22 protein-coding genes are annotated in these 22884 nt (G+C 63.9%); 15 read left to right on the forward strand and 7 right to left on the reverse strand.

Features of this window, described 5'->3' with window-relative positions; all coding sequences use genetic code 11:
* Window position 1: 1 nt before the first annotated feature.
* Window positions 2-334, reverse strand: a complete 333-nt coding sequence (cyaY, locus tag TZ03_RS05515; protein WP_051096329.1) for an iron donor protein CyaY — start codon at window positions 332-334, stop codon at window positions 2-4.
* 323 nt (window positions 335-657) lie between these two features.
* On the opposite strand from cyaY, the gene lptM reads away from it, so the two are divergent.
* From lptM to TZ03_RS05545, 6 genes are read left to right on the forward strand one after another with little or no spacing between them, the layout of a single operon-like run.
* Complete coding sequence (gene lptM, locus TZ03_RS27950) at window positions 658-870, forward strand: LPS translocon maturation chaperone LptM (RefSeq protein ID WP_053388404.1); 213 nt, start codon at window positions 658-660, stop codon at window positions 868-870.
* Window positions 871-879: 9 nt separating this feature from the next.
* Window positions 880-2127 (forward strand): diaminopimelate decarboxylase, encoded by a 1248-nt coding sequence (lysA, locus tag TZ03_RS05525; RefSeq protein WP_051096331.1) that lies wholly within the window; start codon window positions 880-882, stop codon window positions 2125-2127.
* Between the two features lie 4 nt (window positions 2128-2131).
* Window positions 2132-2962, forward strand: coding sequence for a diaminopimelate epimerase (gene dapF / locus TZ03_RS05530; protein ID WP_051096333.1), 831 nt, complete (start codon window positions 2132-2134; stop codon window positions 2960-2962).
* 13 nt (window positions 2963-2975) lie between these two features.
* Window positions 2976-3686, forward strand: coding sequence for a DUF484 family protein (locus TZ03_RS05535; RefSeq protein ID WP_051096335.1), 711 nt, complete (start codon window positions 2976-2978; stop codon window positions 3684-3686).
* Window positions 3686-4585, forward strand: coding sequence for a tyrosine recombinase XerC (gene xerC / locus TZ03_RS05540; protein WP_051096337.1), 900 nt, complete (start codon window positions 3686-3688; stop codon window positions 4583-4585). Before TZ03_RS05535 ends, xerC begins: the two co-directional genes overlap by 1 nt.
* Entirely contained in the window at window positions 4582-5277 is a 696-nt protein-coding gene (locus TZ03_RS05545) for an HAD family hydrolase (RefSeq protein WP_051096340.1), read from the forward strand. Before xerC ends, TZ03_RS05545 begins: the two co-directional genes overlap by 4 nt.
* Window positions 5278-5453: 176 nt before the next feature.
* Here TZ03_RS05545 and sutA read toward each other — a convergent pair whose 3' ends face one another.
* The 3 genes from sutA to glnK all read right to left on the reverse strand — a co-directional run bounded on the left by sutA (window position 5454) and on the right by glnK (window position 7929).
* Window positions 5454-5783: a transcriptional regulator SutA gene (gene sutA / locus TZ03_RS05550; protein ID WP_051096341.1), complete on the reverse strand. Its 330-nt coding sequence runs from the start codon at window positions 5781-5783 to the stop codon at window positions 5454-5456.
* Between the two features lie 429 nt (window positions 5784-6212).
* A complete protein-coding gene (locus tag TZ03_RS05555) occupies window positions 6213-7544 on the reverse strand; it encodes an ammonium transporter (protein WP_051096343.1) in 1332 nt (443 codons plus the stop codon).
* A gap of 46 nt (window positions 7545-7590) precedes the next feature.
* Complete coding sequence (gene glnK / locus TZ03_RS05560; RefSeq protein ID WP_002555808.1) at window positions 7591-7929, reverse strand: P-II family nitrogen regulator; 339 nt, start codon at window positions 7927-7929, stop codon at window positions 7591-7593.
* A 555-nt stretch (window positions 7930-8484) separates the two neighbouring features.
* On the opposite strand from glnK, the gene TZ03_RS05565 reads away from it, so the two are divergent.
* The 6 genes from TZ03_RS05565 (at window position 8485) to TZ03_RS05590 (ending at window position 14508) form a co-directional block, all read left to right on the forward strand.
* Window positions 8485-8748 (forward strand): accessory factor UbiK family protein, encoded by a 264-nt coding sequence (locus tag TZ03_RS05565; RefSeq protein WP_051096345.1) that lies wholly within the window; start codon window positions 8485-8487, stop codon window positions 8746-8748.
* Window positions 8749-8773: 25 nt separating this feature from the next.
* Window positions 8774-9202, forward strand: a complete 429-nt coding sequence (locus TZ03_RS05570) for a TOBE domain-containing protein (protein ID WP_051096347.1) — start codon at window positions 8774-8776, stop codon at window positions 9200-9202.
* 454 nt (window positions 9203-9656) lie between these two features.
* Window positions 9657-11147 (forward strand): YifB family Mg chelatase-like AAA ATPase, encoded by a 1491-nt coding sequence (locus tag TZ03_RS05575; protein WP_051096349.1) that lies wholly within the window; start codon window positions 9657-9659, stop codon window positions 11145-11147.
* Window positions 11148-11735: 588 nt separating this feature from the next.
* Entirely contained in the window at window positions 11736-12029 is a 294-nt protein-coding gene (locus tag TZ03_RS05580; RefSeq protein WP_051096352.1) for a hypothetical protein, read from the forward strand.
* Window positions 12030-12201: 172 nt separating this feature from the next.
* Complete coding sequence (locus tag TZ03_RS31085; RefSeq protein ID WP_051096354.1) at window positions 12202-12780, forward strand: PBECR2 nuclease fold domain-containing protein; 579 nt, start codon at window positions 12202-12204, stop codon at window positions 12778-12780.
* A gap of 300 nt (window positions 12781-13080) precedes the next feature.
* The gene (locus TZ03_RS05590; RefSeq protein WP_051096356.1) at window positions 13081-14508 is read left to right on the forward strand and encodes a mechanosensitive ion channel family protein; all 1428 of its coding nucleotides are present in this window, start codon (window positions 13081-13083) and stop codon (window positions 14506-14508) included.
* 108 nt (window positions 14509-14616) lie between these two features.
* On the opposite strand, the gene TZ03_RS05595 is transcribed toward TZ03_RS05590, so the two are convergent.
* Window positions 14617-15903, reverse strand: a complete 1287-nt coding sequence (locus TZ03_RS05595; RefSeq protein ID WP_051096358.1) for an NAD(P)/FAD-dependent oxidoreductase — start codon at window positions 15901-15903, stop codon at window positions 14617-14619.
* 158 nt (window positions 15904-16061) lie between these two features.
* The gene (locus tag TZ03_RS05600; RefSeq protein ID WP_051096360.1) at window positions 16062-17552 is read right to left on the reverse strand and encodes an aldehyde dehydrogenase family protein; all 1491 of its coding nucleotides are present in this window, start codon (window positions 17550-17552) and stop codon (window positions 16062-16064) included.
* Between the two features lie 136 nt (window positions 17553-17688).
* On the opposite strand from TZ03_RS05600, the gene TZ03_RS05605 reads away from it, so the two are divergent.
* Together TZ03_RS05605 and TZ03_RS05610 are read left to right on the forward strand one after the other, a co-directional pair.
* Window positions 17689-18579 carry a LysR family transcriptional regulator gene (locus tag TZ03_RS05605; protein WP_051096361.1) on the forward strand — a complete coding sequence of 297 codons (891 nt, stop codon included), beginning with the start codon at window positions 17689-17691 and terminating at the stop codon, window positions 18577-18579.
* A 203-nt stretch (window positions 18580-18782) separates the two neighbouring features.
* Window positions 18783-20177 carry a VOC family protein gene (locus tag TZ03_RS05610; protein ID WP_051096363.1) on the forward strand — a complete coding sequence of 465 codons (1395 nt, stop codon included), beginning with the start codon at window positions 18783-18785 and terminating at the stop codon, window positions 20175-20177.
* Between the two features lie 195 nt (window positions 20178-20372).
* On the opposite strand, the gene TZ03_RS05615 is transcribed toward TZ03_RS05610, so the two are convergent.
* On the reverse strand, window positions 20373-21299 hold the full coding sequence (locus TZ03_RS05615) for a LysR substrate-binding domain-containing protein (protein WP_051096365.1): 927 nt from the start codon (window positions 21297-21299) through the stop codon (window positions 20373-20375).
* 155 nt (window positions 21300-21454) lie between these two features.
* Here TZ03_RS05615 and TZ03_RS05620 point away from each other — a divergent pair, with 155 nt between their 5' ends.
* Window positions 21455-22843 (forward strand): NorM family multidrug efflux MATE transporter, encoded by a 1389-nt coding sequence (locus tag TZ03_RS05620; RefSeq protein WP_051096367.1) that lies wholly within the window; start codon window positions 21455-21457, stop codon window positions 22841-22843.
* Window positions 22844-22884: the final 41 nt, after the last annotated feature.

Consider the following 22884-nt stretch of genomic DNA (forward strand, 5'->3'; position numbering starts at 1 on the left):
GTCAGATCTCGTCGAAGTCCAGCTTCTCGCCGGCCCGCTCCCAGACGATGCGCTCGAGCATTTCGCCCAGCAGTTCCTCGCTCTTCTCGCACACCCACTTGCCGCTGTCTTCGTCGTAGTCGAAGTGGAAGCCACCGGAGCGGTCGGCCAGCCACAGCTGGCGCAGCGGCTCCTGGCGGCTGAAAATCAGCGTGCTGCCGTTGTCGAACTTGACGGTCAGGACGCCAGCGGAGTTCTCCATGTCCAGGTCCAGGCCGCTCTCATCGAACAGGTCCTCCAGGGCCTGTTGGGTCGCGTCGACCAGATCGTGGAAACGCGCTTCACTCAAACTCATTGCAAGAACCTCGAAATTGGCTGCGTTACAGGCAAGCCGGGCAAGATACGGGCGCTTGCCGCCGAATGCAAAGATTTGGCCGTTACCTTCACCGGCATGAACTCGAAGCCAGCGTAGTACCTGTGGGAGCGGGCATGCCCGCGAAGCAGGCACCACGGAGGTTGGCACGGGCTACGCCCGTGTTCGCGGGCAAGCCCGCTCCCACAGGGGGCCTTTGCAGGCAGTAAGAATAGCCCGCCCGGCGGACCGGCCCTTGCATAGGCAAGCCGCCGGTCGCTCGGTATACTCGGGCGCAATACTGCATTTTTCTAAGGATTTCACCCATGAAGCGCCTGATTTCCTCCTTCGCGGCGCTGGTCGCTGTTGCCTGCCTCGTTTCCGCCTGCGGCCAGAAAGGCCCGCTCTATCTGCCTGAAGACGGCAATAACGGCAAAGCGCACAAGTCGCACCAGCACCAGCCAAAAGCCAAGCCGGCCCCGGTACAAGAGCAGCAGCCCGAGCTGCAGTCCGAGCCCGAGCAGTCGCCAGCGCAGTAAGGAAACCAGATGAACGCTTTCAACTACCGCGACGGTGAACTGTTCGCGGAAGGGGTAGCCCTGTCGGCCATCGCCGAACGCCATGGCACCCCGACCTACGTGTATTCGCGCGCCCACATCGAGGCCCAATACCGCAGCTACGCCGATGCCCTGCAAGGCATCGAGCACCTGGTGTGCTTCGCGGTCAAGGCCAACTCCAACCTGGGCGTGCTGAACGTGCTGGCGCGCCTGGGCGCAGGTTTCGACATCGTCTCCGGCGGTGAGCTGGAACGTGTGCTGGCCGCTGGCGGGCGCGCCGACCGCGTGGTGTTCTCCGGTGTCGGCAAAACCCGCGACGACATGCGCCGTGCCCTGGAAGTCGGCGTGCACTGCTTCAACGTCGAATCCACCGACGAACTGGAGCGCCTGCAAGTGGTAGCCGCCGAGATGGGCAAGGTTGCCCCGGTCTCGCTGCGGGTCAACCCGGACGTCGACGCCGGCACCCACCCGTACATCTCCACCGGCCTGAAAGAGAACAAGTTCGGCATCGCCATCGCCGACGCCGAAGCCATCTACGTGCGCGCCGCGCAGTTGCCGAACCTGGAAGTGGTCGGTGTCGACTGCCACATCGGTTCGCAACTGACCACCGTCGAGCCGTTCCTCGACGCCCTCGACCGCCTGCTGGTGCTGGTCGACCGCCTGGCCGAATGCGGCATCCACCTGCGTCACCTGGACCTGGGCGGCGGTGTTGGCGTGCGTTATCGCGATGAACAGCCGCCGCTGGTGGCCGACTACATCAAGGCCATCCGCGAGCGCGTCGGCGAGCGTGACCTGGCCCTGGTGTTCGAACCGGGCCGCTACATCGTGGCCAACGCCGGCGTGCTGCTGACCCGCGTGGAATACCTCAAGCACACCGAACACAAGGACTTCGCCATCATCGACGCGGCGATGAACGACCTGATCCGCCCGGCCCTGTACCAAGCCTGGATGGGCGTCAGCGCGGTCAAGCCACGCGCCGGCGAAGGCCGTGCCTATGACCTGGTCGGCCCAATCTGCGAGACTGGCGATTTCCTGGGCAAGGACCGTGTGCTGAACCTCGCCGAAGGCGACTTGCTGGCCGTGCAGTCCGCGGGCGCCTATGGTTTTGTCATGAGCTCCAACTACAACACCCGTGGCCGTTGCGCTGAAATCCTGGTCGACGGCGACCAGGCTTTCGAAGTACGCCGCCGCGAGACCATCGCCGAACTGTACGCTGGCGAAAGCCTGCTGCCGGAGTAAGCCCATGCTGCTGCGTTTTACCAAGATGCATGGGCTGGGCAACGACTTCATGGTCCTAGACCTGGTCAGCCAGCACGCGCATATCCAACCCAAGCACGCCAAGCAATGGGGTGACCGCCACACAGGCATCGGCTTCGACCAGTTGCTGATCGTCGAGGCGCCGAACAACCCGGAAGTGGACTTCCGCTACCGGATCTTCAACGCCGACGGTTCCGAAGTGGAGCAGTGCGGCAACGGTGCGCGCTGCTTCGCTCGCTTCGTGCTGGACAAGCGGCTGACCGCGAAAAAACGCATCCGCGTGGAAACCAAGAGCGGCATCATCGAGCTGGACGTGCAGAACGACGGCCAGGTGAGTGTCGACATGGGCCCGCCGCGCTTCATTCCCGCCGAAATTCCTTTCGTCGCCGACGCGCAGGCGCTGAATTACCCACTGGAAGTCGACGGCCAGGTGCACTCGATCGCCGCCGTGTCCATGGGTAACCCGCATGCTGTGCTACGTGTCGACGACGTGCGTACTGCCCCCGTGCATGAGCTGGGCCCGAAGATCGAAAACCACCCCCGCTTCCCGCAGCGGGTGAATGCCGGCTTCCTCCAGGTCATCGACCGCCACCGCGCCAACCTGCGCGTATGGGAACGCGGCGCGGGCGAAACCCAGGCCTGCGGCACCGGCGCCTGCGCCGCCGCCGTGGCAGCGATCAGCCAGGGCTGGATGGACTCCCCGGTGTCCCTCGACCTGCCCGGTGGCCGCCTGCACATCGAATGGGCCGGCCCCGGCCAGCCCGTGCTGATGACCGGCCCGGCCGTACGCGTCTACGAAGGACAGGTTCGTCTCTAAGCGAGTAACCGCCATGACCGATCAGCCCCAGGTTGTACCCCAGCAGTCCGCTGACCTCGATGCCGAAGCGGTGGTCGCCTACCTGCGCGCCCACCCCAGCTTCTTCGCCGAACACGACGAGCTGCTCATCGAACAACGCATCCCGCACCAGCGTGGCGACAGCGTGTCGCTGGTGGAGCGCCAGCTCAAGCTGCTGCGCGACCGCAACATCGAGATGCGCCATCGCCTGTCGCAACTGATGGACGTGGCCCGTGACAACGATCGCCTGTTCGACAAGACCCGGCGGCTGATCCTCGACCTGCTCGATGCCGGCAGCCTGGAAGAAGTGGTGATCGCGGTCGAAGACAGCCTGCGCCAGGAATTCCAGGTGCCCTTCGTCAGCCTGATCCTGTTCGGCGAAAACGCCGCACCGGTCGGGCGCTGGGTCAGCAGCGCCGAGGCGCAGCAGGCCATCGGTGCCTTGCTGGGCGGCGGCAAGACGGTCAGTGGCAACCTGCGCGAGCACGAGCTGGCCTTCCTGTTCGGTGAAGAACAGCGCCGGGAAGTGGGCTCCAGCGCCGTGGCCACCCTCGAATACCAGGGGCTTCACGGTGTGCTGGCAATCGGCAGCCGCGACCCGCAACACTACAAGAGCAGCGTCGGCACCCTGTTCCTCGGCTATATCGCCGAGGTGCTCGGCCGCGTTGTGCCGCGCGTTACCCAAACCCTGCGCCCGGTACGCTGATGGAACGCCAGCTGGAGGCTTATTGCGCACACCTGCGCAATGAGCGCCAGGTGTCCGAGCACACCCTGCTGGGCTATCGTCGCGACCTGGAAAAGGTCATTGCCTACTGCAAGGAACACGGCATTGCCGGCTGGCAGGCGCTGCAGATCCAGCAATTGCGCCAGTTGATCGCCCGCCAGCACCACCATGGCCAATCCTCGCGCAGCCTGGCGCGGCTGCTGTCGGCGGTGCGCGGCCTGTACCGCTACCTCAACCGCGAAGGCCTGTGCCAGCACGACCCGGCCACCGGCCTGAGCGCGCCCAAGGGCGAACGCCGGCTGCCCAAGGTGCTGGACACCGACCGCGCCCTGCAACTGCTCGATGGCGGCGTCGACGACGACTTCATCGCCCGCCGCGACCAGGCCATCCTCGAGCTGTTCTATTCATCGGGCCTGCGCCTGTCCGAGCTGACCAACCTCGACCTCGAGCACATCGACCTCGCCGCCGGGCTGGTGCAGGTGCTGGGCAAGGGTGGCAAGGCCCGCGTGCTGCCGGTTGGCCGCAAGGCCCGCGAGGCTTTGCAGGCATGGTACCGCCTGCGCGGCATCGGCAACCCGCACGACCGCGCGGTGTTCATCACCCGCCAGGGCAACCGCATCAGCCCCGGTGCCGTGCAAAAACGGGTAAAAGTGGCGGGTGAGCGCGAGCTGGGCCAGCACCTGCATCCGCACATGCTTCGCCATTCCTTCGCCAGCCATGTGCTGGAATCGTCCCAGGACCTGCGCGCGGTGCAGGAGATGCTCGGCCATGCCGACATCGGCACCACGCAGATTTACACCCACCTGGACTTCCAGCACCTGGCTGCGGTGTACGACAGCGCCCATCCTCGGGCCAAACGCAGCAAAGGCACAGACTCATGAGCATCAAGCTGATCACCTTCGACCTCGACGACACTCTGTGGGACACCGCCCCGGTCATCGCCAGCGCGGAAGTCGTGCTGCGCGACTGGCTCGAAGCCAACGCTCCGATCCTTGGCGGCGTGCCGGTGGAGCACCTGTTCACCATCCGCGAGCGCCTGGTGCAGGCTGAGCCTGGCCTCAAGCATCGCATCAGCGCCTTGCGCCGGCGGGTGCTGTTCCATGCCCTGGAAGAAGTCGGCTACAGCGAGAAGCATGCGCAGGAGCTGGCCAATGAAGGTTTCGAGGTATTCCTGCATGCCCGCCACCAGGTGGAAATCTTCCCCGAGGTGCAGCCGGTGCTGGAGATCTTGCGCCATCACTACACCCTGGGCGTGGTCACCAACGGCAATGCTGACGTGAGCCGGCTGGGGCTGGCGGACTACTTCCGCTTTGCCCTGTGCGCCGAGGACCTTGGCATCGGCAAGCCAGACCCGGCGCCGTTCCTCGAAGCCCTGCGCCGCGGTGACGTGGACGCCAACGCGGCGGTGCACATCGGCGACCACCCGGGCGATGACATTGCCGGCGCCCAACGCGCCGGGCTGCGGGCCGTGTGGTTCAACCCGCAGGGCAAGGCCTGGGTCGGCGAGCAGGCGCCGGATGCCGAAATCCAGCGCCTGTCGCAGCTGCCCGACATTCTCGCGCGCTGGCGCTGAAAGGGGCCGCTTTGCGGCCCATTCGCGGGCACGCCCGCTCCCACAGGCTCACTGCCGCCCTCAGCCACTGCGCGGTCCCTGTGGGAGCGGGCGAGCCCGCGAAGAGGCCGGCACAGGCGACATAAACAGGCACAAAAAAACCCGCAGCGACGGCGGGCTTTTTTGCGTTCAGCCACTCAGATAGGGCGGCTGCCGTACTTGTTGTCCGGCTTCTTGGGCGGGTCGGCGACAACGTTGGCCTCGACTTCCTGAACCTTGCCACCACGAGCGAGGAACTCCTCCATGGCCCTGGCCAGGGCATCACGTTCCTTCTGCTTGGCTTCCATGCTCGGCATCTCGTCTACCGAGACCGCCGCCTTGGACTTGCCCTTGGCAGCGGGTGCCGGGCTGCTATCGTCATCGCCAGCGTCTTCGGCGCCGTCATCAGCTGCCGCTTCGAGGCCTTCATCGCCCTCGTCTTCGTCGCCTACTTCGAGGTCATCATTTTCCAGATCGTCGTCGCTCATGTTCTACCTCATGACTTGCGAAAAGCAGGTTAGTTATAGACCAGTGCAGCCGTAGACCGGCAGCCACCAGTGAAAATTCAACTGGCCGTGGGTTAGGCCACTGCCCTTGGGTCGGCGCTCCTGGTGGGAGGCGGCACCCAGCAGGCCCTGCTCCTGGCAGGACCTGACAAATCCATTAGCCCCTGCTGGCCACACGCTACTGGCAAGCCTAGCAAAGGCTGGCGAAGCGTGTGGACTACTCGTCAAACACCCTTCGGCGCGCATTCTAGCGCGCCAGCAGAAAAAGCAAAGCACCATGAATGCTCTGCGTTTTGTAAGTTTTATGCCTACGTCGCGAACGTGTCGGATAAACCGTTTGCTGTGCATAAAATGCTAAAAATCTGACAAAAAAATGCCCGGCAAGCCGGGCAAGTTTTTACCGCGTCGCAGTTACAGGTTGTAACCACGTTCGTTGTGTTGAGCCAGGTCGAGGCCGACCGACTCTTCTTCTTCGTTGACCCGCAGGCCCATCACCACATCCAGAACCTTGAGGATCACGTAGGTGACGATGGCGGTGTAGACCACGGTGAAAATCACGCCCTTGGCCTGGATCCAGACCTGCATGCCGATCTCGGTGACTTCACCGAAGCCGCCCAGCGCCGGGGCGGCGAACACACCGGTGAGAATGGCGCCGATGATGCCGCCGATACCATGCACACCAAAGGCGTCCAGCGAGTCGTCATAGCCCAGCTTGCGCTTGAGGCTGGTGGCGCAGAAGTAGCAGATCACACCCGAGGACAGGCCGATCACCAGGGCGCCCATCGGGCCCACGGTGCCTGCAGCCGGAGTGATGGCGACCAGGCCGGCAACCACACCCGAGGCGATGCCCAGGGCACTCGGTTTGCCGTGGCCGATCCACTCGGCGAACATCCAGCCCAGGGCAGCAGCGGCGGTAGCGATCTGGGTCACCAGCATGGCCATGCCAGCGGTGCCGTTGGCGGCAGCGGCAGAGCCTGCGTTGAAGCCGAACCAGCCGATCCACAGCATGGCCGCGCCCATCAGGGTGTAGCCCAGGTTATGCGGGGCCATCGGTGTGGTCGGGTAGCCCTTGCGCTTGCCCAGCACCAGGCAGCAGACCAGGCCTGCAATACCGGCGTTGATATGCACCACGGTGCCGCCAGCGAAGTCCAGCACGCCCCAGTCCCACATCAGCGCGCCGTCACCGCTCCAGACCATGTGCGCGATCGGCGCATACACCAGGGTGAACCAGACGCCCATGAACACCAGCATCGCGGAAAACTTCATGCGCTCGGCGAAGGCACCGACGATCAGCGCCGGGGTGATGATGGCGAAGGTCATCTGGAAGGTGATGAATACCGCTTCAGGGAACAGCGCGGCGTCCGAGGTCAGGCTGTCGGGGGTGACGCCGCTGAGGAACGCCTTGGAGAAGCCGCCAACGAAGGAATTGAAGTTGAGCACGCCCTTTTCCATACCGGTGGTATCGAAGGCCATGCTGTAGCCGTAGACGACCCAGAGAATGCTCATCAGGCCGGTGATTGCAAAGCATTGCATCATCACCGACAGCACGTTCTTGGAACGCACCATACCGCCATAGAACAGGGCCAGGCCCGGAATGGTCATGAACAGCACCAGCGCCGTTGCGGTCAGCATCCAGGCGGTGTCGCCGGAGTTCAGCGCTGGGGCAGCTTCCTCTGCCAGGGCAAGCCCGGGCATTACGAGGGACAATAGGGCTCCTAGCCCTGCGATCTTACGCAGAGTCATGTTGTTTTCTCCTGGGGCTTTGGGGTTTGGTGAGGCTTTTTGCTGCTTAGATCGCGTCGGTATCGGTCTCGCCGGTACGGATACGGATCGCCTGCTCCAGATTCACCACGAAAATCTTGCCGTCACCGATCTTGCCGGTGTTGGCTGCCTTGGTGATGGCTTCGATTACCCGATCAAGGTCCTTGTCATCGATGGCGACATCGATCTTCACCTTGGGCAGGAAATCCACCACGTATTCAGCACCGCGGTACAGCTCGGTGTGGCCCTTCTGCCGACCGAAGCCTTTGACTTCGGTGACGGTGATGCCCTGCACGCCGATTTCCGACAGCGACTCGCGCACGTCGTCCAGCTTGAACGGCTTGATGATGGCTGTGACTAGCTTCATGAAACTCTCTCCCGATTTGGTGGACTTGCCCCAGGAAAACAAACCCGTCTCAAGTCTAAGCGCAGCGGTTGGCTTTGTAACGCGTCGTCGGCATCCGGCTCCGCGTGCGCACTGCCTGGTCACAAGGAACTGCATCAGTGCATGGCTCGCACAGGTCTTTGCAGAAACCTTGCCAGTTCCATCAAAGTCCCGGAAAACAGCGAGTTATGTGAAACAGTCGGGATTGGCCAGTCGCCAGCATGGAAAACATGCACAACTTCGGTGCACGCCGGCAGGGCCTGTTGCTCGAAAAATGTGCAATCGCGTGCAATCTTTGTGGGAGCGGCCTTGCGTCGCGAAAGGGCCGCAAAGCGGCCCCAGGATTTCTGCTCCGGTGCACAAATTGCTGGGGCTGCTTTGCAGCCCTTTCGCGACACAAGGCCGCTCCCACAGGCAATCGCGCAAGCATTGGGATATCGAGCAAGACAGTTGCCCCCACAAGGACCGATGTGCAATCAAGGGCCACGTTCGTGCGTGCTACACTGCCAGCCATTTCTCAGTTTCGATGGACAGCCCATGCTCGCGCCCAAAGCCCTTCTCGACGCCCTGAGCGACCAGGCCTCGCGCCTGTTCAGCAGCGATACCGCCCAGCCCCGCGCGGAGCTGGAAAGCCAGTTCAAGGTGCTGATGCAAGGTGCCTTCAGCAAGCTGGACCTGGTCAGCCGCGAAGAATTCGACAGCCAGATGGTCGTGCTGGCGCGCACCCGTACACGCCTCGAGGCGCTGGAAAAACAAGTGGCCGAGCTGGAGGCCCGGCTGGCACCCAGCACGCCGGAATAACAATCGACACACGGAGCGTTTCCCCATGAAAGTCAGCGCACGCAATGTTTTCGAAGGCAAGGTTTCCAACGTTCAGCCCGGTGCGGTCAATGCCGAAGTCGAACTGACCTTGGGTGGCGGTGAGAAACTGGTGGCGGTAGTCACCATGGCCAGCCTGCACAACCTCGGCATCAATGTCGGCAAAGAGGCCGTGGCGCTGGTCAAGGCGCCGTGGGTAGTGTTGCTGACCGATGCCGCCGGCTACAGGCTGTCGGCCCGCAACGCGCTGGAAGGTGAAGTGGTACGCGTGGGTGATGGCGCGGTGAATGCCGAAGTGGTGCTGAAGCTGGCTGGTGGCACCGAGGTGTATGCCATCGTCACCCGCGAAGCCGTGCAGGAGCTGGGCCTGGCGCCAGGCGTGAAAGCCACTGCGCTGATCAAGGCCTCGCACATCATCCTCGGCGCCAAGCCCTGAGCTTGAGGGTTGACCTGTGGGAGCGGGCATGCCCGCGAACACCGGCGCAGCCGGTGCCATCCACCGCGTCGCCTGCTTCGCGGGCTTGCCCGCACACAGGGGCCGCATCAGGGCTGACAGGTGTTTGCCACAGGATATGCAGCGCCTGTGAGATCGAGCGCCGCCCGCGCGGCGCATCGCGAGCTGGCGCTCGCTCCTACGTTTGTTTCGGGCCAGTAACTCCTGTGATAGGTGTGCGCGGGCATTGGTGTGCGCGTTGCCCTTCGAAGCAGCCGGGGCGTGCGACCAGCGCATGGCGCAACCAGTTCCACTCTTGTCGAGCTGCATGAAAACACAGGAAAAACCCCTGTCCTGAAAAACCACGACGCACACTTCTTGCGCCTGTCGTGGCCGCGCTGGCTATTCTTGACGCAGCCGCAGGAAGCGGCCCATTCCCAGCGACAACGGAGCGTCCATGTCCCTAGCCCTCGTCCACAGCCGCGCCCAAGTGGGCGTGCAGGCACCCGCGGTCAGCGTCGAAACTCACCTGGCCAATGGCCTGCCCCATCTCACCCTGGTCGGCCTGCCGGAAACCACGGTCAAGGAAAGCAAGGACCGGGTACGCAGCGCCATCGTCAACTCTGGTCTGAACTATCCGCAGCGGCGTATTACCCAGAACCTCGCCCCCGCCGACCTGCCCAAGGATGGCGGGCGTTATGACCTGGCCATTGCCCTGGGCATCCTTGCCGCCGACGGCCAGGTGCCAACGGCCACCCTCGCCGATGTCGAATGCCTGGGCGAACTGGCGCTGTCCGGCAAATTGCGCCCGGTCCAAGGCGTGTTGCCCGCAGCACTGGCGGCACGCGAAGCAGGCCGGGCGCTGGTGGTGCCACAGGAGAATGCCGAGGAAGCCAGCCTGGCCGGCGGGCTGGTGGTGTATGCAGTGGGGCACCTGCTGGAGCTGGTCGCCCACCTGAACGGTCAGGTGCCACTACCGCCGTATGCCGCCAACGGTTTGATCCTGCATCAACGGCCCTACCCGGACCTGAGCGAAGTGCAGGGCCAACTGGCAGCCAAGCGGGCCCTGCTGCTGGCAGCGGCCGGGGCGCACAACCTGTTGTTCACCGGGCCACCGGGCACCGGCAAGACCTTGCTCGCCAGCCGCCTGCCCGGCCTGCTGCCCCCGCTGGACGAGCACGAGGCGCTGGAAGTGGCGGCAATCCAGTCGGTCAGCGGGCATACACCGCTTAACAGCTGGCCACAGCGACCGTTTCGCCACCCCCACCACTCCGCCTCTGGCCCGGCCCTGGTCGGCGGCAGCAGCCGGCCGCAACCAGGCGAAATTACCCTGGCCCACCATGGCGTGCTGTTTCTGGACGAACTGCCGGAGTTCGAACGGCGGGTGCTGGAAGTGCTGCGCGAACCGCTGGAATCGGGTGAGATCGTGATTGCCCGGGCTCGCGACAAAGTGCGCTTTCCCGCGCGTTTCCAGCTGGTAGCAGCAATGAACCCCTGCCCTTGCGGCTACCTGGGCGACCCCACTGGCCGCTGCCGCTGCAGCACCGAGCAGATCGCGCGGTATCGCAACAAACTGTCCGGGCCGTTGCTGGACCGCATCGACCTGCACCTGACCGTGGCCCGCGAGAGCACCACGCTGAACAACCAGCCTTGCGGTGAAACCAGTGCCGATGTCGCCGCCAGGGTAGCCAAGGCGCGGGAAGTGCAACACCGGCGACAAGGGTGTGCCAATGCGTTTCTCGACCTGGAGGGGTTGCGCCGCCATTGCGGGCTGGTGGCGGCGGACCAGGCTTGGCTGGAGGGGGCGTGTGAACGGCTGACCTTGTCGTTGCGGGCAGCGCACCGGCTGCTGAAGGTGGCAAGGACGCTGGCGGACCTCGAGGGCGGCGAGGCAATCGGCCGGGCGCATCTGGCCGAAGCCCTGCAGTATCGGCCAGGCAGTAGTTAGGGCCTGAACTGCCTTGCAGCCCAGTAGCCGGTACAGGCTGCCACCCTTCCCGAGACAATGTTCCTCGGTTAAAGCATGTTGGGTCTGACCGTGCTGCAGGTGCAGTGAAGCTGGAGCGGTTGTTTGATTCGGATGTGGATAGAGCTATCACGCAAACACTAACCTCGCCCATACAAACCTCACGGCCAGCCACTTCTAGCCAGTCGGATACAACTCCCGTGTAAGTGGGCTTACCCACGAAGGGCCGCGTAGCGGATCCAACACACCGAATTCTCAGCGACGTCCTACTTCCTTCCGGGCCATTTCCTACGTATGCGCATGGCCTGAAGAATTATCCTACGCACCGTGTCGACACCCGTCTGATTGTCCGGGGAATGCCTGCTCTCTACGCTTGCCGGGTCGCTGTCGGTTCAGCGATCGGGTGTGGAAACCCGGCAGGTTATCGGAACAGCTGTTGTCATGGCAGCTGTACGCGGGAGGCCGAATGGCCTGCCGGGGTTCCGATAGCCCGGCTTTCCACCCCGCGTGCAGCCGCCACCCTTCGCGTGGAAACGGATGGTGCCGGCCAACCTCTATCGGAGTTTGGCTATGAAAAAAATTGTTCCCAATCCCCCCCTCCCCAACACCACACAACGCGCCTTCAGCCGCTGCGATGCCGGCCATCCCCCTTTGTTCACAGTAAACCCGGGCATCTGCGCCCACGACGCTCTGGTGCATGTCGCGCAGTACCTGCGTGGTGCCTACGACTGTGGCTACAAAGCCCTGGAGCACCTGGACGAAACCGGCAAGAGCTTGTTCTGGAGCAACCTGAATGCAGTCGAAATGGCAGAAGGGCTGGTTGAGGCATTGCTGGACGGGATTGAGTCACAGCCCGTAAGTTGAAGTGCATTGCAACAGGCCGGAGCAGGCTGCGGTGCTCGGCTTGCTCTGCCTCAATACAGGAAACGCCCTACAAAACGCGTCACCCTCCTTCTGATTGTTCGAGGCCCCCCTTCTTCATAGGCTCACTTGGCCGCTATCGCATCTGTGACATTGTTCGCAGCCAGGTATCTCATTGAGCCCCAACAACCCAGTCGCGAAGATCGCCGAGAAGAAAGGCCAGAACACCTGGCTCGACGAACAACTACCGGACCTCAGAACGCTTGCGCGGGAATTGCGTGCCCAGGCTGTCGAAGAACTAGCTGCTGCCAGTTCACATGACGCCGCAATCGCACTCGCTGCGCAGCATCTGGGCTTTAACAGTGAAAAAGCTGGCCTGGTAACCGTCAGAACCCCAATGGGCGACATCCGAATTCAGCGCAGCTGTATCCGTCACATCGTCGAGAAGCGACAAGACGCCCGGGAACGCTATGTGAAAGTAGCGCTGGATACGCTGATCGGACCATTTGAGGTGTGGCAGGTCGCCTACACCAATGGCACCAACCGGCTGGCCTTCATTGGAGCGTACGAAACCAAACGACAGATGCTGGTAGTCGTGACACTCGACAACGGAAAAATGCTGTGGAATTTCATGCAGTGCGACGCAAAGGCGCTGAACAAGCATCGCCATGGGACGCTGCTCTACAAGCGATACGCTTTTCTGCCGAACAAAGAAAAAGGCCACTGTCACCAGTGGCCCTATGTTCATGCTTGATATTCATATACACACCCTCAAGCCGGGGTGTGGAGGTCTCACCCGACGCTGATGATTCAGCCATCGACGGGGTTCCTACGCCAGCTATTGCCGCTGAATGGCAGCTGGTTTCGCGCTCAGGTGAAACGCTAACAACACTCCTGGATCAAGTCAACGATGGCCACCTACCGAAGCCATCCATCAAGTTACTCGGCATTACGAGCGGGCTTGCCCGCGAAGAGGCCGGCACAGGCTCCATTGCCTGCCCGACCAACCTGCTCTATTACTATCCACAGCCCTCCCCTCACCCCCGAGACCACCATGCTGGCGTTCATCCAGTCATCCCCGTTGTCGCTCGGTACCGCCCTGATCCTGCTCGACCTCGTGCTCTGGCAAATCATCCCGATCCAGCGCCGGGCCTGGCGCATCGGCACGCGGCTGGTGATCTTCCTGCTGTTCAGCTCGGTGCTGGTGGCCGCCGGCATGAGCCCGCTGCAACCGCCACCCTGGGCGGACGATGTTTCGCGCAACCTGATGGCCACGGTGTTGGCGATCGGCTGGTGGCTGTTCGGCGCGCGCACGGTCACGGTGGTGTTCGGCCTGCTGCTGGTGGCCCGTGGCAGCCATGGCGGGCGGTTGCTGCAGGATGTGCTGGGGGCGCTGATCTTCCTGGCTGCCGTGGTCGCCGCCGCAGGCTATGTACTGCAACTGCCGGTGAAGGGCCTGCTGGCCACCTCCGGGGTGATGGCCATCGTCATCGGCCTGGCACTGCAGAGCACCTTGGCCGACGTGTTCAGCGGCATCGTGCTGAATACCACGCGGCCCTATCAGATCGGCGATTCGATCTCCATCGACGGGACCGAGGGCAAAGTGCTGGATATCGACTGGCGCGCCACGCGCCTGCTGACCGGCAACGGCAGCCTGGCGGTGATCCCCAACTCGGTGGCGGCCAAGGCGCGGCTGCTCAACCACAGCCGCCCGGCCGATGTGCACGGGGTGTCGATCAGCGTGGTGGTGCCGGCCAAGGTGCGGCCCAAGCGGGTGTTCGATGCGCTGGAAAAGGCCTTGCAGGGCGTCAGTGCCATTCTTGCCACGCCAAAACCGAAGGTGACGGTGAAGGCTTCGACACTGGAGTCCGTGGAGTACGAGGCCAGCGGTTTCGTGGCCGACGCAGGCGCCAAGGGCGACGCGCGCAACCAGCTGTTCGACCTGGCGCACCGGCACCTGGAGGCAAGCGGAGTGATGTGGAACGTGGACCTAGCGCTGCCGCCGCGCAGCCGCCAGCGCGAGGTGCTGGACGAGGTGCGGGTGTTCCGCTCGCTGGGCGGTGAAGAGCGCGATGCACTGAGCCAGCGCATGACCGCGGTGGAATACCTGGCGGACCAGGTGATCCTGGGCGTGGGCGAGCATTCCGATCATCTGCTGGTGATTGGCAGCGGCGTGGTTTCGGCGTCGATCCGCGATGGCGACAAGCTGGTCGAGGCCGGGCGCATGGGGCCGGGGGAGGTGCTGGGAATCGAGGGGATTATCGATGAGGATGACTCGTTTGCCGAGTTCCGTACGCTGACCGGTTGCGTGCTGTACAGGATCGACAAGGAACAGGTGAAGAGCTGCCTGGTGCAGCGCGGCGAGGTGCAGACCGCATTGAACAAGTTGCAGCGGTTCCGGCGGCAGAGCCGGGAGTCGTTGTTGCTGCAAAAGCCCGCCCTGATCAAGAAGGGCGGCTTCCTTAGCTGGTTGCACAAGTAGGCCTGTACTGGCCCTATCGCCGGCAAGCCAGCTCCCACAGGTACTGCGCAAGGCTTGAGGCCGATGCGGTCAATGTGGGAGCTGGCTTGCCGGCGATAGGGCCAGTGCTTACAACACAACCCTCAAGCATTGCCCCGCGTGATACAGCGAGAACCCGGACTCGTAGAACGCGGTGCGCAGCGAAGGCGCACTCACGCCGCTCATCGGCGAGAACGGAATCGGCAGGCTATCCGCCTCGCCCTTCAGCAGAAACTCGGCAAACGCCCGGCCAATCACGGTACCGGTGGTATTGCCCCGGCCGTTGTACCCGGTCACGGCCACCAACCCCGGTGCCGGTTCGAACAGGCGCATCAGGTGGTCGGGGGTGAAGTCGATGCAGCCGGTCCAGTGCATTTCCCACTCAACCTTGCCCAGCTCGGGGTAGTAATGGCTCTGGATCCGGTCGGCCCAGCTGCGCACGAACCATGCCGGCTTGTTGTCGACCCGGCCCAGGCTGCCGAGTAGCAGGCGGCCCTGATCGTCGCGACGGATGCTGCTGAGTACGGTGCGGGTATCCCACGAGCCCTGGCCGTGTGGGAGTACCTTGTCGGCAGCCGCGCCTTGCAACGGTTTGGACGCCACCTGGTAGTAGTAACCGCGGAAGAACTGCTTCTGCAGGTTGCTCCAGTCACCTTCGGTGTAGGCGCCGGTGGAAATCACCACCTTGTCGGCGCGCACCGAGCCGCGCGCGGTGTTCACCCGCCAGGCATCGCCGTCACGCTCCAGGCCTTCGACCGAGGACTGCTGGAACAGCTTGCCACCCAGGCGCACCACGGCAGCAGCCAGGCCTTGGGTATAGCCCATCGGGTTGATGGTGCCGGCGCGGCGGTCGAGCAGCGCGGCGGAAATCTTGTTGGTACCGCAGTATTCCTGGCACTGGGCGCCGGTCAGCAGCTCGACGTCGGCACCGCGGCGGCGCCATTGCTCGTGGCGGGCTTCAAGGTCGGCGATGCCGGTGGCGTTGTGCGCCATGTGCAACGTGCCTTTGTGCTGGGCCTGGCAGTCGATGCCAAGACGCTCGATCATGGCGAACACTTCGCCCGGGGCTTCGCCGAGTACCTTGTTCAGGCGGCTGCCCTGCTTCTGGCCGAGGGTGACCTCGACGTCGTCGGGGCGGATCCAGGTGCCGGCGTTGACCAGGCCGACGTTGCGTCCGGAGCCACCGTGGCCGATCTTCCACGCCTCCAGCAGGATCACCGACTTGCCCTGTTCGAGCAGGTGGATGGCCGCCGAGAGGCCGGTAATGCCGCCACCGATCACGCAGACATCGGCCTTGTGCTCACCGGCCAGGGCCTGGGCGGCGACGCTCGGTTTGCTGACGAATTCCCACAAGCATTGTTGACGCAGTTCGGACATGGCCCGGCTCCAGCAATTTGTTCTTGTTGGGGCTGCTTTGCAGCCCATTCGCGGGCAAGCCCGCTCCTACAGGGATCGCACAAATGGCACCGATCCCTGTAGGAGCGGGCTTGCCCGCGAACCGGGGGCGAGGCCCCCGGCCATGCAGCATCAATCCATCAGTCGAACACGATACCCTGCGCCAGCGGCAGCTCGCGCGAGTAGTTCACGGTGTTGGTCTGGCGACGCATGTAGCCTTTCCAGGCATCCGAACCAGACTCACGACCACCGCCAGTCTCTTTCTCGCCACCGAACGCACCGCCGATCTCGGCGCCGCTGGTGCCGATGTTGACGTTGGCGATGCCGCAGTCGCTACCCGAGGCGCTCTGGAAGCGCTCGGCCTCACGGATGTCGGTGGTGAAGATGCACGACGACAGGCCTTGTGGCACTTCGTTGTTCAGGCGCAGGGCCTCTTCGAAGTCGTCGTAGGCCAGCACGTAGAGGATCGGGGCGAAGGTTTCGTGGCGCACCACATCGCTCTGCGCTGGCATTTCGGCAATGGCAGGCGATACGTAGTAGGCGTTCGGGTACTGGTCGGCCAGCTGACGCTCGCCACCAAATACCTGGCCACCTTCGTCGCGGGCCTTGGCCAACGCGCCCTGCATGGCGTCGAACGACTGCTTGTCGATCAGCGGGCCAACTAGGTTGTCCTTGCGCGGGTCGCCGATGCGCACCTTGCCGTAGGCGGCTTTGACCCGGGCAACCACTTCGTCCTTGATCGAGCGGTGCACGATCAGGCGGCGCAGGGTGGTGCAACGCTGGCCGGCAGTGCCGACCGCGGAGAACAGGATGCCGCGCACGGCCAGGTCCAGGTCTGCGCTCGGCGCCAGGATCATGGCGTTGTTACCGCCCAGTTCAAGAATGCTGCGACCGAAGCGGGCAGCCACGCGTGGGCCGACTTCACGCCCCATGCGGGTGCTGCCGGTGGCGCTGACCAGCGGTACGCGCGGGTCGTCGACCATGGCTTCGCCGGCTTCACGGCCGCCGATCACCAGTTGTGCCAGGCCAGCCGGGGCATCGCCGAAGGCTTTCAGGGCTTTTTCGAACAGTGCCTGGCAGGCCAGGGCGGTCAGCGGGGTCTTTTCAGAAGGCTTCCACACCACCGAGTTACCAGCCACCAGGGCCAGGGCGGTGTTCCAGGCCCACACGGCGACCGGGAAGTTGAAGGCGCTGATCACGCCGACCACACCCAATGGATGCCAGGTTTCACGCATGTGGTGGCCAGGGCGCTCGGAGGCAATGGTCAGGCCGTACAGCTGGCGCGACAGGCCAACGGCGAAGTCGCAGATGTCGATCATTTCCTGCACTTCGCCCAGGCCTTCCTGGGTGATCTTGCCGGCTTCGATCGACACCAGCTCGCCGAGGTCGGCCTTGTGCTCACGCAGCACTTCGCCGAACAGGCGTACCAGTTCGCCACGGCGCGGGGCCGGCACACTGCGCCAGGCTTCGAAGGCGCGCTGGGCCTGATCGATGCGGGCGATGGTCTCGGCCTTGCCGAGCAGTTTCACCGAGGCGATCTGGCTGCCGTCGATCGGCGTGTGAACAGGGTAGTCGCCCTGGGTGTAAGCCTCGGCGGCAACGCCAAGGCGCTCGAGCAATCCAGCAACCATTTGTGCTTCTCCTACATCGGGTGATGGGGTGGAAAAATGATGTGGATCAGTATTAATCCGATCACACCGGTGCAACAAACGACCTTTATTCCGCATATCATTCCGTCAGGTAATGATTCGAGCCGCAGAGACCGCTATGTCCAAACGCCTGGTGCCCTCCATGACCGCCCTGCAGTGCTTTGAAGCTGCAGCCCGCCATTTGAGCTTTACCCGTGCCGCCGAAGAGCTGCACCTGACCCAGAGCGCGGTCAGCAAGCAAGTGGCGCAGCTTGAAGACATGCTGCGCCATCACCTGTTCCTGCGCATTCGCCGGCGGCTGCAGCTGACCCCGGCCGGCAGCCTGTACCTGGCCGAGGTGAACAAGATCCTCACCCAGGTGGATATGTCCAGCCGCTACGTCCTCACCTACGGCGAGCAGACCGAGATATTGAAGGTAGCCACTCAACCGAGTTTTGGCGTGCGCTGGTTGATCCCGCATCTCAAAGGCTTTGGCAAGCGCCACACCAACATCCACTTGGATATCCGCAACGAGATGGAGCCGTTCGCCCTGCTGCAGGGGTCGGCGGATGTAGTGTTCTTCTATGGCCAGGGCACCTGGCCGGGGGCTACCTGCGTGGAACTGTTCCGCGAAGAAGTGGTGCCGGTGTGTGCGCCGGAGCTGCTGGCCGGGCGTGAACCGAGCGATGCCGGGGAGCTGGCCGACCTGGTGCTGCTGCAAAGCACCTCGCGACCGGAGGCCTGGCATGAGTGGTTTCTGGAGCAGGACCTGCAGAGCGTCAGCGCCTACCATGGGCCGCGCTTCGATACGTTCTATATGGCGCTGAGCGCGGCGCAGGCTGGGTGCGGGGTGGCGTTGGTACCACGCTACCTGGCGGCGAAGGAATTGGCGGAAGGGAGTTTGGTAGTGCCGTGGAATCATGCGATGCGCAGTGCCGGGGCGCATTACCTGGCATATGCCGAGCATGCGGCGGAGGTGCCCAAGGTGCGGGCGTTGGTGGAGTGGATTGGCGAGCAGCTATCGGCTTGAGGGCCTCTTCGCGGGCAAGCCCGCTCCTACAGGGTATGGCACAAGGCTCAGGCATTGTGCGGTCCCTGTGGGAGCTGGCTTGCCGGCGATAGGGCCCTGGAGGTCGATCAAAAATGGAATGACTGAGCCACTTTTTTTCGCTTGTGAGCCAAGTGCATTCCCAGCTTTCATGTAAGCGTCCGAACCCAACCAGGAAGCTAGCGATGCCCGCCCACGATTTCGTCAGCCCCGACAGCATTCGCGCGCAGTTCTCTGCCGCCATGTCGCTCATGTACAAACAGGAAGTGCCGCTGTACGGCACGCTGCTGGAGCTGGTGAGCGAAATCAACCAGCAGGTCATGGCCCAGCAACCCGAGGTCGCCCAGGCCCTGCGCTGGACCGGCGAAATCGAGCGCCTGGACCAAGAGCGCCACGGTGCCATCCGCGTCGGTAGCGCAGCAGAACTGGCCACCATCGCCCGCCTGTTCGCGGTAATGGGCATGCAGCCGGTTGGCTACTACGACCTCAGCTCCGCCGGCGTACCAGTGCACTCCACCGCCTTCCGCGCCGTGCACGAGCAATCCCTGCACGTCAGCCCGTTCCGTGTGTTCACCTCGCTGCTGCGCCTGGAGCTGATCGACAACCCGCAACTGCGCGAACTGGCGCAGAGCATCCTGGCCAAACGCCAGATCTTCACCACCCGTGCCCTCGAACTGATCGCCCAGTGCGAACGCGATGGCGGCCTGAACGCCGCGGATGCCCAGGCGTTCGTGCAGGAAGCGCTGCACACCTTCCGTTGGCACCATGACGCCACCGTCACTGCCGAGCAGTACCAGCAACTGCACGACCAGCATCGCCTGATCGCCGACGTAGTGGCCTTCAAGGGCCCGCACATCAACCACCTGACCCCGCGAACGCTGGACATCGATGCGATCCAGGTTGGCATGCCGGCCAAGGGTATTCCGCCAAAGGCCGTGGTCGAAGGCCCGCCCACCCGCCGCCACCCGATCCTGCTGCGCCAGACCAGCTTCAAGGCCCTGCAGGAAAAGGTCGCCTTCAGCGACCAGCAGGGCAGCGAAGGCAGCCACACCGCGCGTTTTGGCGAGATCGAACAACGCGGCGCGGCGCTGACGCCGAAGGGTCGCCAGCTGTACGACAAACTGCTCGACGCCACCCGCGCCGCCCTGGGTGGTGCACCGGCCGAGGCCAACGCCGAGCGCTACATGGCGCTGCTGAAGGACACCTTTGCCGAATTCCCGGACGACCTGGCGCAGATGCGTGAACAGGGCCTGGCATACTTCCGCTACTTCGCCACCGAGAAGGGCCTGGCCGCGCGCGACCAGGACGGCCGCCCGACTACTCTGGAGGGCTTGATCGAGGCCGGCCATGTGCACTTCGAGGCGCTGGTATACGAGGACTTCCTGCCGGTGAGTGCGGCGGGGATCTTCCAGTCCAACCTGGGTGACGATGCGCAGGCCGAGTACGGCAGCAACGCCAACCGCGATGCCTTTGAAGCGGCGTTGGGGCTACAGGTGCAGGATGAGCTGGCACTGTATGCGCAGAGCGAGCGCCGCTCGCTGCAGGCTTGTGCGCAGGCGCTGAACCTGGGTTCGATGTAAGGCTACAGATCGCCGGGGCCGCTTTGCGCCCCTATCGCCGGCAAGCCAGCTCCCACAGGATCACATCAAGCCTGAGGCAGGTGCAGCCCCCTGTGGGAGCTGGCTTGCCGGCGATGAGGCCAGGACAGGCAGCACAGTCAGTAGCGCTCAAACCTGTGGGAGCGGGCGAGCCCGCGAAGAGGCCGGTGCAGGCGATCAAAGGGGCGGCAGGATTTCCACATCGGGCAAATCCATCGCCGCCACCTCCTGCTGCAGAAACGCACTCAAGCGCCGCAACCGCTCGCCCCCACGCCGGGTGCGTGGCCATACCAGGTAATAATCCATGCCGCTGGGCACCGCCGTCGGCCAGGGCAGGCTCAAGCGCTTCTGCGCCACATCCTCTGCCACCATCAACAAGTCGCCCATGGATATCCCGTAGCCACGCGCCGCGGCAATCATGCCCAGTTCCAGGGTGTCGAACACTTGCCCGCCCTTGAGCGATACCTTGTCGCGCAGGCCCATGCGCTCCAGCCATTCGCGCCAGTCACGCTTGTCCACCGTGGGGTGCAGCAGCTCGATACCGGCCAGCCGGCGCACGTCCCAGGGCTCTTCGTCGAGCAGGTCTGGCGCACCGACCGGGATCAGCAACTCCGGAAACAGCTTGCGCACCTCCCAATCCGCCGGGAACACCCCGTCGCTGAGCAACACCGCACAATCGAATGGCTCCTGGTTGAAGTCCACATGGTCGACATCCATCCAGGCACTGGTCAGTTGCACTTCATTGCCCGGCTGCAGGTGGCGAAAACGGCTAAGACACGCCAGCAACCAGCGCATGGTCAGGGTCGAGGGGGCTTTCATGCGCAGGATGTCATCTTCGCCACACAAGGTTTCGCAGGCCCGCTCGAACGCGGCGAAGCCTTCACGCACACCCGGCAGCAGCACCCGCCCTGCTTCGGTCAGTTGCAGGCTGCGGCCACTGCGCACGAACAGGCGGCAGGCAAAATGCTCTTCCAGTGTGCGGATATGCCGGCTGACGGCGCTTTGGGTGATCGACAGCTCTTCGCCAGCACGGGTGAAGGAGCTAAGCCGTGCGGCAGCTTCGAATGCGCGCAGGGCATACAGCGGTGGTAGCTGGCGTGACATGAGGCACCTGCAATATGGGCGTGAAAAGTGAATCACCGAGGAGCATATATGCATGAGTTCAACTCATGCCAACTATCGCTTTTATCCTTTTGTGCAAAGTTGACCGAAGCCTCAGAATCGCGCTTCGGTCATCACCCCAGGAAAAGGACACCCCCATGCACGTCGCGCCCACCACAGAACTCAAGGCTTTGCTGCGCCTGGCCGGGCCGCTGATCGCCTCGCAGTTGGCGCACATGCTGATGGTGCTGACCGACACCCTGATGATGGCCCGCATCAGCCCGCAGGCCCTGGCCGGTGGTGGCCTGGGTGCGGCGAGCTACTCGTTCGTGTCGATTTTCTGCCTGGGTGTGATCGCCGCAGTCGGCACCCTGGTGGCGATTCGCAAGGGCGCCAACGACATCGAGGGGGCCACGCGCCTGGCGCAGAGTGGCCTCTGGCTGGCCTGGGGCCTGGCGCTGTTCGCTGCACTGGTGCTGTGGAACCTTGAACCGGTACTGCTGCTGTTCGGGCAAAAGCCCGAGAACGTGGCCTCGGCTGCCGAATTCCTCACCCTGCTGCCGCTGGCCCTGCCCGGCTACCTGACCTTCATGGCCCTGCGCGGCTTCACCAGCGCGCTGGGTCGCTCGACCCCGGTGATGGTCATCAGCCTGGTCGGCACGGTGCTCAACTACCTGTTCAACGTGGCGCTGATCGAGGGCATGTTCGGCCTGCCCAAGCTGGGCCTGATGGGCATTGGCCTGGTCACCGCAGTGGTGTCGATGGGCATGGCCATCGCCCTGGCGCTGTATATCCGCTGGCACTCGGCCTATGCCGCCTACCCGCTGCGCAAGGGCCTGTCGCGCCCGTCACTGCCAGCACTGCGCGAGCTGTGGCGGCTGGGCCTGCCGATTGGCGGCACCTATATGGTGGAAGTGGGCCTGTTCGCCTTCGCCGCGCTGTGCATGGGCGTGCTGGGCAGCACCGAGCTGGCGGCGCATCAGATTGCCCTGCAGATCGTCTCCACGGCGTTCATGGTGCCCACCGGCTTGTCGTATGCGGTGACCATGCGCGTGGGCTTGTACTACGGCGCTGGCAACCTGCTGGCTGCGCGCAGCGCCGGGCGGGTGGGCATCGGCTTCGGGGCAATGATCATGTTTGCCTTCGCCGCTCTGTTCTGGCTGCTGCCCGATGCGCTGGTGGGGCTGTTCATCGACCGGAATGACCCAGGCTTTGCAGCCATCTACCAACTGGCGGTGCAACTGGTGATGGTGGCCGCCTGGTTCGAGTTGTTCGATGGCATGCAGACCATCGCGATGGGCTCTATCCGTGGGCTGAAGGATGCCAAGACCACCTTTCTGATCGGGCTGTGCTGCTATTGGCTGGTGGGGGCACCGAGTGCCTGGCTGTTCGCGTTCAATCTGGGCGGTGGGGCGGTCGGGATCTGGTGGGGGTTGGCGTTGGGGCTGGCATGTGCGGCGGTGGCGCTGACCTTTGGCTTTGAGTGGCGGATGAAGCGGTTGCTTGTGAAGGCTGAGGTTCGTGCAGGGGCTGCTGCTTCGGCCTGACGTCAGGGCCTCTTCGCGGGTAAACCCGCTCCCACAGGGAC

Source organism: Pseudomonas sp. 10-1B (assembly GCF_000935045.1).
Taxonomy (GTDB): Bacteria; Pseudomonadota; Gammaproteobacteria; order Pseudomonadales; family Pseudomonadaceae; genus Aquipseudomonas.

Bases quoted from the DNA above. Each gene is read 5' to 3' on its own strand.
- TZ03_RS05535 (WP_051096335.1), top strand. From the start codon at position 2,976: ATGACCGATCAGCCCCAGGTTGTACCCCAGCAGTCCGCTGACCTCGAT.
- xerC (WP_051096337.1), top strand. From the start codon at position 3,686: ATGGAACGCCAGCTGGAGGCTTATTGCGCACACCTGCGCAATGAGCGC.
- TZ03_RS05600 (WP_051096360.1), bottom strand. From the start codon at position 17,552: ATGGTTGCTGGATTGCTCGAGCGCCTTGGCGTTGCCGCCGAGGCTTAC.
- TZ03_RS05610 (WP_051096363.1), top strand. From the start codon at position 18,783: ATGCCCGCCCACGATTTCGTCAGCCCCGACAGCATTCGCGCGCAGTTC.
- TZ03_RS05615 (WP_051096365.1), bottom strand. From the start codon at position 21,299: ATGTCACGCCAGCTACCACCGCTGTATGCCCTGCGCGCATTCGAAGCT.
- TZ03_RS05620 (WP_051096367.1), top strand. From the start codon at position 21,455: ATGCACGTCGCGCCCACCACAGAACTCAAGGCTTTGCTGCGCCTGGCC.
- TZ03_RS05545 (WP_051096340.1), top strand. From the start codon at position 4,582: ATGAGCATCAAGCTGATCACCTTCGACCTCGACGACACTCTGTGGGAC.
- glnK (WP_002555808.1), bottom strand. From the start codon at position 7,929: ATGAAGCTAGTCACAGCCATCATCAAGCCGTTCAAGCTGGACGACGTG.
- dapF (WP_051096333.1), top strand. From the start codon at position 2,132: ATGCTGCTGCGTTTTACCAAGATGCATGGGCTGGGCAACGACTTCATG.
- TZ03_RS05565 (WP_051096345.1), top strand. From the start codon at position 8,485: ATGCTCGCGCCCAAAGCCCTTCTCGACGCCCTGAGCGACCAGGCCTCG.
- TZ03_RS05590 (WP_051096356.1), top strand. From the start codon at position 13,081: ATGCTGGCGTTCATCCAGTCATCCCCGTTGTCGCTCGGTACCGCCCTG.
- lptM (WP_053388404.1), top strand. From the start codon at position 658: ATGAAGCGCCTGATTTCCTCCTTCGCGGCGCTGGTCGCTGTTGCCTGC.
- TZ03_RS05580 (WP_051096352.1), top strand. From the start codon at position 11,736: ATGAAAAAAATTGTTCCCAATCCCCCCCTCCCCAACACCACACAACGC.
- TZ03_RS05570 (WP_051096347.1), top strand. From the start codon at position 8,774: ATGAAAGTCAGCGCACGCAATGTTTTCGAAGGCAAGGTTTCCAACGTT.
- TZ03_RS05595 (WP_051096358.1), bottom strand. From the start codon at position 15,903: ATGTCCGAACTGCGTCAACAATGCTTGTGGGAATTCGTCAGCAAACCG.
- cyaY (WP_051096329.1), bottom strand. From the start codon at position 334: ATGAGTTTGAGTGAAGCGCGTTTCCACGATCTGGTCGACGCGACCCAA.
- lysA (WP_051096331.1), top strand. From the start codon at position 880: ATGAACGCTTTCAACTACCGCGACGGTGAACTGTTCGCGGAAGGGGTA.
- TZ03_RS05605 (WP_051096361.1), top strand. From the start codon at position 17,689: ATGTCCAAACGCCTGGTGCCCTCCATGACCGCCCTGCAGTGCTTTGAA.
- TZ03_RS05575 (WP_051096349.1), top strand. From the start codon at position 9,657: ATGTCCCTAGCCCTCGTCCACAGCCGCGCCCAAGTGGGCGTGCAGGCA.
- sutA (WP_051096341.1), bottom strand. From the start codon at position 5,783: ATGAGCGACGACGATCTGGAAAATGATGACCTCGAAGTAGGCGACGAA.
- TZ03_RS05555 (WP_051096343.1), bottom strand. From the start codon at position 7,544: ATGACTCTGCGTAAGATCGCAGGGCTAGGAGCCCTATTGTCCCTCGTA.